The organism is Pseudooctadecabacter jejudonensis (assembly GCF_900172275.1).
Lineage (GTDB): Bacteria > Pseudomonadota > Alphaproteobacteria > Rhodobacterales > Rhodobacteraceae > Octadecabacter > Octadecabacter jejudonensis.
On the sequence record NZ_FWFT01000007.1, the window covers coordinates 126,737 to 134,421 of the forward strand.

Below are 7,685 nucleotides of genomic sequence, written 5' to 3' on the forward strand. Positions count from 1 at the left end.
GACAAAAAGCCAAGCAGGATTGTTCGCTCAAGACGGTCAAAAAAGGGTCCTCCCAGCCCTAATGCGTTCAAAATTTTACTTGATGAACGCGGTTACAGAGGTCACGATTGCATATGAAACCGCGTTCATCAAGAGATTTTCAATGTTTTGCAAAATGACACTATTTTCTGGATTTGCCGCTGCAATCATGGTGATTGCAGCCCCAATTCAAGCGCAAGAGAGACTGGAAATCCCCCTGCGAATCGAAAGTCTGCCAGACGATTTATGGGCCAAGAATCGCATCACACCCGAGTTGGTTGAAGGCGGCTTGCGGATGTACGACACCGGCGATGGGGCCTTCAATGACGCCAGCTTCTGGCAAATCGACTTGGGGCAGGATCTTCCCTACGGTCGCAAAATGCTGTCCTTTGACGTGGCCATCGATCCGCAGCATCAACCCCTGTGGGGGCGGCATTTGATTCAGCCGATCATCGACGGACAAGAGGCCACTCCGGCCCTCAATGACGATGGAACACCATCCTACGATCTTAGCATCGCGGGGGATGGCAAAGGGTTTATCATCATCCCCGAGGATTATGGCGTCCAGACCATCACGTTGGACATTCCCACATCACAAACGCGGCTCAGCACCTTTGCCTTCATGACCGGGGGCGCTACAGGATTTGACATGACACTGACAGATATCAAAGTTGTGGCTTGGCCCGAGGATGACACCCGTGTCTTCCCGCAAAATCCTGTAACATCTTCGCTGGGGTTCCCCCCCGGACATCCCCAAAGCGTCATTGTGGAATGGTCAGGCTTTGAACCGGGTGATCCTGACGCGCCGACGACCGCCGATTTAACCCTGACAGGCCCGATGGGCGCCCAGGACATCACTGTTGCATTGCCACGCCGTGTGTCAGCCGCCTCTGCCTCTGCTGTGTCGCGGCTGTCGTTTGATCTGGACCCCGGCGCATATACGCTTACCCTTCCCGCTGTCGGCGAAAGGTCCGCCCCGGCGGAGGTTGCGTTCACGGTGCAATCTGACCGCAGCGCCCTGACCCAAATGCGCGATGAGGCATGGGGTGTCTTCTACTGGATCACATCCGGGCCAACCGGACCCTTCCCCGACGCCCACCCCCAAGACACCGCAGCGCGGATATTCGGCGGCGACGCCACCCGCGACATCACGGGGGGGTGGTATGATGCAGGCGATTACGGCAAGTATTCGGTGAACGGCGCTTGGGCCGCATCTTTGATGTTGCTGACGGGGCTGAACGCGCCTGAGGTTTTGAACCATGACATTGCCCCCCTTGCAGGCGGCACGGATCGACCCGACTGGATTGATGTTGTCACGGCCCAGCTTGACTGGCTGGTCAAGATGCAAAGCCCCGATGGCGGCGTGAACCATAAGGTCACGACCCGCAATTGGCCCGGCCTTGATGTGCGGCCAGAGGAAGACACGGCCGTCAAATACCTCATGCCAGTCTCCTCCACTGCAACCGCAGATTATGCGGCAACGCTGGCGCTGGGGGCAAAGATCCTGCAACACTACGACGCCGACCGCGCTGCCCTTTTTGAGGCCGCAGCCGCCCGTGCGCTTGCCTGGCTCGATGCGAACCCCAATCTGGTAATGATCGAGACGACCTACGATGGCGCACAATATGGCGGCCCCTACACCGACGACGATGACACGGACGAAAGGTTCTTCGCCCGCGCCGCGTGGGCCGCCCTGCAACAAACGCCCGAGGCGATCGCAGCTGTTGAGGCGGACCTTGAGACACGTCGCGCCGTCCTCTATGCCTCTGACAACGACACCTATTGGGGCAAGGTTGACCTACTGGGGATGTGGGCGCTGAAGTCCATCGAAGATCAGCTGTCAGAAAACGGTGCCGCACAGGTCAACGGCGCCCTGCGGTCCGCCGCCCATAAATGGAGCGTTCTGCAACAGCGGTCCCAATGGCTTTTGCCGATGGAAGACACCGACGGCTTCCCATGGGGATCCAATGGCGGATTGGCCACCACCGGCTGGCACTGGGCGATGTGGGCGCGGGTTGACGGGGACGACAAGTACACCCAAGCCGCACAGGTGCTTTTGCCCTACTTTCATGGGCGCAACCCGTTGGGTCAAACCTACGTGACGAACGACGTGGGCGTGCGCAATCCGCATCTGCGGCCCCATGTGTCCGGGGCGTTTGACCTGCCGCCCGGTTTCATCTCGGGCGGGGCCAATTCGATTGATCTGGCCGGCGATCCCACAAGCGGCGCAATTCTGGGCCAGCCCCCCCTGCGCATGTTTGTGGATCATAAAGACAGCTATGCCACCAACGAAGTGGCAATCAACTGGCAGGCGGCGTGGTCGCTTTATGCTAGCCTGCTCGTGGCGGCCCCATAGCGGGGACGCCAAGGCCAAACGACAGAAAACCGCCCCGCCCAAACAAAATGTGCAGGGCGGTCAAAAGCGGCATCAAACGCCGAGGGTACATCACTGCCCCAGCCGTTTCCACGCCTTCATGGTGTTTAACACCGCACGATTGATCCGTGTGGACCGGTTGGGCAGCCGCCATAGGTGTGAATATCGATCACATGACGGCGTTTGCGGGTCTTGTCATACCGCCACGTGGGACTCCCGCTTTCGCGCGGTTCAAGAATCGCCCGCACGACAAATTGAGGCTGACCGCAATATTTTGAAAAATAACCGCCGGAAAGTGGAATTATTTGTCTGCGCGTATCCATACCAATGGAGGGGTAGTTTGTAACATTGGTCAAGGGGGACAGCATGTTCGATTGGAAATCTCACATCCTTGCTGTGTCGCTCTTATTGGGGGTTACCATACTTCCTATTGGGCCCCCACAGCCCGAAATGACGGCCTATGCTACGGGTGTTGCGCCTGAAAAATCAACAGAACTTGGCCTCTATCTGTCGTCGCAAGAGGCCTTTGCATTTTTACAAGCACATCCAGAGACACTGTTTATAGATACACGGGATCCCATGGAAGTCAGCATGATGGGACACCCTGTCGGTATTGATGCAATCGTGCCAATCAATATCCACAGCAATGTTTACCTGGAAAGCCGCGCGGAATATTCCCTCGTTCCAAATCCCGATGTCATGGACACGTGGTCAAATATTGCAGCTGACTTTGGCACCAACAAAGATGACGTCATTATCGTGACATGCGGCAATGGACGCCGGTCCGCACTCATGGTCAATAAATTGGTTGCCGAAGGATATACAAACGTATGGCATATCGTTGACGGCTATCCGGGCGAGGAATCGGAATACCCAGATGGACCTAACACAAAAAATGCATGGCAATTGGCAGGGCTTCCCTGGGGCGGAGAAGAAAACCTACCAGGCTCAGCTTGGACGAGACTGCTGAACTGACCTTGTCCAGACGACACTTTTGTCCGTCAAACATTTGCGACCAGATTGAGCATCTGCGCCCGTCGATGATTCGAACAACGGGGCTCGTACACACTCAGATGCGTAAGCCGTGACACCGCAATTTCGTGGAAAAAGTATTGTTCGCTCAAGGTGGACAACATCCGGCCGTCGCATCCGTATGAAATACAATATGAAATTTCACGCAAATTTCTCTCAGGGTTCAGCTCAATTTGAAACCGCCTAAGTGTCAAGTAAACTAGACAGCTATGGCGTAAATTGATATATATAGGCTATGAAAATAGCGCTAGACCGAAAGGCTCAAAAGATCGGCACGGCCTCAACCAAATCCAATAAGGATTTGGTCCTTTCGTCGTCACATAGCCAGTCTTGGACCGAGGGCAATCTTGCTGTCGGGACCCTGACACGGAAGGCAGGAACTGAATTTGACGGTGTGACCAAACATGACACATTCATGTTGGTGTCGTCCCCTTATTCGGTTCTGGGGGGGTATGGCGGTCAAAAAGATCGGAAGGTCACATTTCTAAAAAACGATTTCACCTTCTCATTGCAAGATACACGGTCACACAGCATCGCCAATGAGACAGGGCAGAGCCTTTTCGTCACGTTTGACAAGCAATTTCGTCTGGACATGGAAGCATCGCTGCCAAGCGCCGCAAAATTGGACGAACCGTTGACTGCGACCAGTGGACTGCCGAACGCGTCAGCCTATACGCAAATCATCAATTCTTTTTTGCAGTCGGGAGGACACGGGGGGCGTTTGCGGCTTGAAAGTTTGATCACCCTTATTCTCAGTGATGTTTATAGCCGAATGCAGAAAACGGGCGAGTCTGCTGGCCCAACTCATGTTTTGCCAGATCGGGTGCTCTCGCATATCAATGAATTTATTGATGCAAAGTGTGACACCAAAATCAGTGTGCAGGAACTTGCAGATATAGCCAACATCAGTGCATTTCATTTCTCGAAAGTATTCAAACATACGACAGGGCTTCCGCCTCATCAGTATGTGATACAACACCGGCTTGAGCGAGTGAGAGATCTGTTGGAAACCTCAACGCTGCCCCTCGCTCAAGTCGCATACGAAGCAGGATTTTCCTCTCAAAGTCATATGAATGCGTCGTTTCAGCAGCACTTTGGAGCCTCACCTGGAAAGTACCGCAAGTCGATCAAGTCTTGACGACCTGTCTGAGGAAATCCACCGAGCGCTCAGAATACGAGCGGCCAAACATACACCCTCACAGCAGCGTTTGAATGAAGGCCACAGCCTAGACGGGGCCCTTCCCGACGCTAGGAAAAGACCTTTTTGCGAACACACTGACAGAAGTTCGTTGCTTTGGCCTGATGAAAGGCAAGCACGTCAACATGCGGCCACATCCTGACATCTTGAGGCTCTCAACAATTTTCTGAAAAAAGAAGCGCAAGATTCTGAAAAAAGCTGTCGACGTAGAACCGCGTCATAGGAAAACAGGAATGGGTCAAGCGCCGACCCCCACTTAAAATCTCGTGGCTGGGAAGCACCAACGGTTCAAAAGAACCAATGTCTTGGTGGTTCTTCGTGGGACGCATCAGTGATGGTTACGCCCCCGGTCCACAATCAATGCACCGCGACGGTGGCATAGCCCCCATCTGCATATTCGCGTTTAGGATGCGCAGCGCGGTGCGTAAACCTTCCTCGATCACGGGATGATAAAAGGGACGATCCAGCATTTCGCCGACGGTCAGGTGCGACTGTAAGGACCAGGCCAGCAAGTGCGCCAGGTGTTCCGCACGCGGCCCAATCATCTCTGCTCCGAGAAAACTGCCCGTGATCCGGTCACCATAGACGCGCAAAAGTCCTTTGTTTACGCCCATCACCCGCGCCCGACCCTGATCGGACCAATCGACTTCGCCAACTACGAAATCGGCATGCCGTTCGGTCAAGGCGCGGTGTGTTTCCCCCACCATCATGATTTGCGGATCACTGAACACGACCGAGATCGGCGCACTTTTCACGAAACGGCGGATGTCAGGATAATGCGCAGCGTTGTACCCTGCGCACATGCCTTCGTCGGCGGCCTCATGTAACAAAGGAATGATGTTGTTGGCATCGCCTGCGATAAAGATCGGCGCCGTGCCGCATTGACCGGTTTGGACGTCGAACAAAGGCACCCCACGCGCGTCCATTTCAAGGCTAGTGGTCTCAAGGCCCAAGGTGTCCACATTCGGCCGCCTGCCCGTAGCGATCAGCGCAAAGTCGTACTCAAGTGTTTGCATCCCTGACTTTGTCACGAGGTCCAGTGCCACCCCGGTCTGGGTCCGGCGGTGGTTTTGCACATCCGCATGGGGGTGAAAGTCGAACTCATCCGCGAACAGGGCGTTAGCCCGGGCCAAGACCTCTGGATCCGAGAGTGGCCCCACAAGATTGTCCCGGCCAAACAGACTGACCTTCACACCAAGCCGGTGCAAAGCCTGTCCCAACTCCAACCCGATCACGCCCGCACCAAAGACGGCGACCGATCCAGGCAGATCGTCCCAAGAAAAAACGTCATCATTGACGATCAGGCGATCACCAAAATTTTCAAAAAACGGCAAGATGTTTGGTCGCGACCCTGTGGCGATGATGATGGCCTCTGCCTCAACGGTTCGCCCGTCACTTAGCGCAAGCCTGTTGTCGGCTTCAAACGTGGCACGCGCACGGATCCGTTGATGCTCTGGCCAGTCTTCCACAGTGTCTTCTACGAAACCAACAAAGCGGTCCCTTTCACGACGCACGCGATCCATAACCGCTGCTCCGTCGATGGTTGGGGCATCATACGTGACACCCATGGCCTGCGTGTGCTGTCCGGCATGGGCAGCCTCTGCCGCCGCGATAAGCAACTTGGAGGGCATGCACCCAACCCGCGCACAGGTCGTGCCGTAGGGGCCGTCTTCGATCAAAAGGACGTCGTCGGTCGTCTTTGTGACTTCACGATAGGCGCGCATGCCCGCGCTTCCTGCGCCAATGATCGCAACCTTTGTTCTAAGCGTTGTCATATCGTCCTCTCAGGTAAGTGTCTGGAAATCATGTCTTTCCCCAAGCCGGATCACCTGTTTTGTGCCAAATGTTTCAAGGTGGATTTTGCCCTCTGGCACACCCGCCATCTCCAAGCCACCGCGCATCTCCGCCAGGAAGTCTGCAGGGCCGCACAGCATGAAGTGGGCGTTTGGGCTTGGGTTCAAACTGATGACTTTTTGGGCTGTGACGTGACCGCGCGCGTCATAATCCCGCCCCTCTACGTCTGTAGACTCAGGCTGGCTGTAGCAGATGTATTTGTGCAATTGCGGATTTTGAGCGACGAGAGCGTCAACTTCGGACTGAAAAGCATGGGTGCTGCCATTGCGCGCACCGTGAATATACCAGACCTCGCGGTTTGTTTCCGTCGCATTGGCCAGCATGGCAGCGACCATAGGGGTCATCCCGACGCCCGCACTGATCAGAAAAAGGGGGCACGTGCTGCAGGGGATCGTGAAATCGCCTGTAGGGGGACTGGCTTTGATCGTGCTGCCAATATGCACCTTGTCGTGAAAAAAACGTGAGACCAAACCCTTATCTTCACGCTTGATACTCACACGGTAGTGGGACAGGTCATTTGGGCTGCCTGACAAGGAATAACTGCGATTGAGGGGCCCCGCCTGCCCGGGGATGTCGACCTCAATGGGCAAATGCTGCCCCGCTTTGAATGCATCAAGCGGACGGCCATCAGGGGCCGCAAGACTGAAAGATGTGATCGTTGCGCTTTCTTGCTCCCGTTTGATCACGCGCAGGGATTGTTTGAGGTGATCTTGCGTGCTCCACCGCAGGCTGACAGCACCTGGGCGTTCAATAATCTGGTCAATCTCGACAGTGATAACGCGGGCTGCGTTCGGACCATGACTGTTGCCCGGGGTCCAGTCGATGTCTGCGCGGCCGGTGATGTGCAACAGCCCGCCGGTTTCGAAATCCACAAAAAGAAGTCCGACCCGCGGATCTGACATTAGATTGCCGATGGTGTTAAAAAAGTTGTTCCCCGGATAGTCCGGTATCTGGAGATGAGTGGCGCTGACGACACGGACGAAGCCGGGCGCGCCACCACGGTGACTGGCGTCGTAGCCACTGGAGGGGGCACCGGGATGGCCGCGGTGACCAGAGCCGATAAACATCGTATCCGCCGCCTTAATTCGTAAAATTTGTGCGTCAGACAGCGCGTCACTGATCCGGGCATCAACATCCACCGGATTGGGCACACGCCTCCAGGCACGTTCATGAATGTATTTCGGACAGTTTCCGAAGGTTTGGCGAACA

Annotated in this window: 5 protein-coding genes; 3 read left to right on the forward strand and 2 right to left on the reverse strand. The window is 55.4% G+C overall.

Annotation, left to right across the window (positions count from 1 at the left end; all coding sequences use genetic code 11):
* Positions 1 to 154 precede the first annotated feature (154 nt).
* The 3 genes from PSJ8397_RS16550 (at position 155) to PSJ8397_RS16560 (ending at position 4,562) form a co-directional block, all read left to right on the forward strand.
* On the forward strand, positions 155 to 2,374 hold the full coding sequence (locus tag PSJ8397_RS16550) for a glycoside hydrolase family 9 protein (protein ID WP_159453168.1): 2,220 nt from the start codon (positions 155 to 157) through the stop codon (positions 2,372 to 2,374).
* Between the two features lie 384 nt (positions 2,375 to 2,758).
* Positions 2,759 to 3,367 carry a rhodanese-like domain-containing protein gene (locus tag PSJ8397_RS16555; protein WP_143515521.1) on the forward strand — a complete coding sequence of 203 codons (609 nt, stop codon included), beginning with the start codon at positions 2,759 to 2,761 and terminating at the stop codon, positions 3,365 to 3,367.
* Between the two features lie 292 nt (positions 3,368 to 3,659).
* A complete protein-coding gene (locus PSJ8397_RS16560) occupies positions 3,660 to 4,562 on the forward strand; it encodes a helix-turn-helix domain-containing protein (protein ID WP_085865758.1) in 903 nt (300 codons plus the stop codon).
* Positions 4,563 to 4,960: 398 nt separating this feature from the next.
* Here PSJ8397_RS16560 and PSJ8397_RS16565 read toward each other — a convergent pair whose 3' ends face one another.
* Positions 4,961 to 6,397, reverse strand: a complete 1,437-nt coding sequence (locus PSJ8397_RS16565; RefSeq protein ID WP_085865759.1) for a dihydrolipoyl dehydrogenase — start codon at positions 6,395 to 6,397, stop codon at positions 4,961 to 4,963.
* Between the two features lie 9 nt (positions 6,398 to 6,406).
* Positions 6,407 to 7,685: FAD-binding oxidoreductase (locus PSJ8397_RS16570; protein WP_235000815.1), on the reverse strand; the 1,279-nt coding region annotated here is incomplete at its 5' end.

Bases quoted from the DNA above. Each gene is read 5' to 3' on its own strand.
- PSJ8397_RS16550 (WP_159453168.1), top strand. From the start codon at position 155: ATGACACTATTTTCTGGATTTGCCGCTGCAATCATGGTGATTGCAGCC.
- PSJ8397_RS16555 (WP_143515521.1), top strand. From the start codon at position 2,759: ATGTTCGATTGGAAATCTCACATCCTTGCTGTGTCGCTCTTATTGGGG.
- PSJ8397_RS16560 (WP_085865758.1), top strand. From the start codon at position 3,660: ATGAAAATAGCGCTAGACCGAAAGGCTCAAAAGATCGGCACGGCCTCA.
- PSJ8397_RS16565 (WP_085865759.1), bottom strand. From the start codon at position 6,397: ATGACAACGCTTAGAACAAAGGTTGCGATCATTGGCGCAGGAAGCGCG.